The organism is Oleiphilus sp. HI0043, from assembly GCF_001634935.1.
In genome coordinates, this window is the sequence record NZ_LWEY01000941.1 from 1 (window position 1) to 1,174 (window position 1,174).

Consider the following 1,174-nt stretch of genomic DNA (forward strand, 5'->3'; position numbering starts at 1 on the left):
GCCCGGTATCTTTGATAATGAATTCTGCCACCTGAGAACGGTACTTCACCGTAAAGTCGATTGAACCTTCTTGTGTATACTTCACAGCATTAGACAAAACATTGATCAAAACCTGGCGCAAGCGCTTTTCATCTGCCATCACCATTTTCGGCAATCGCCCTTCTATATTGAAGTTAAGCTCAATCCCTTTGTTCTTAGCCTGCATTTGAAACATACTGGCAAGCTGATCGAGCAATTCAGGTAACTGAACCTTGTTCCGAAACAAGTCCAAGCGCCCAGCCTCAATCTTTGATATATCAAGCAGGCCTTCAATCAAATCTGCCAGATGCAAGCCACTGCGATGAATGATATTCAAGCCTCGAGACTGTGCATCATCAAGGTCCTGCTTGTCAGTCAGTAATTGCGCATAGCCGAGTATCGATTGAAGCGGGGTTCTCAGCTCGTGACTGATCCCAGATAGATAGCGACTCTTGGCGTCATTCGCTTGCTCTGCATGCTCTTTGGCTTGTTGCAATTCCAGATCGGTTTTCTCATGAGCTTGGATTTCTCGCATCAGCTTACGTGTTTGCCGATTGGACTCAATTTGGGCTACCACCCGGCTCTCGTGCGCCAAGAGAAACAGCCAGGAAATCACACCCGTAACGATCAAGAAAATAAAGAACAGTGTGATCAGACTTTGCTTTAGCACCTCCTGATCGGCAATCGCAGAAGGCATCATATGCTCATAAACCAAGGCCAGCATCGCGGCGTTGATCATATTCGTAATAATAAGCAGCCCAGCAAAACGCCCTAGCCTTGAATTCGTAGAACGCACTAACTTGCCTGGCATAAAGCGCCTTAAGAAATTCACCACCTGACGAGAAAGCCTAGCATGAGGTTTGCAGCTATCTAGACAACGCACATCGAGGGAACAACAGAGCGAACATATAGGCTGAGCATAAACGCCACAATAACTCATGTCCTCCACTTCAAAGTCATTGTCACAGACGCCGCAGGTAAGCGTCGGTCCAATAGACGGGGATGGGGACGGTGCAGCACCCTACGAAGCTCTGGGTTTCTCTTCCTCTATAATGGGAATAAGCGCTGTGGACTGTCACGCTAAGTAATACTTTCCTTTGATAATATAAGCGATCATTGGCACAAAGATGAAACAGGCTAACAAAGAAATAAAGTG

At 46.6% G+C, this 1,174-nt stretch carries 1 protein-coding gene; it reads right to left on the bottom strand.

All coding sequences use genetic code 11. The features are described from left to right. On the bottom strand, nucleotides 1-829 hold an 829-nt coding region (locus A3729_RS10380), incomplete at its 3' end, for a sensor histidine kinase KdpD (protein ID WP_231877406.1). Between the last annotated feature and the right edge of the window lie 345 nt (nucleotides 830-1,174).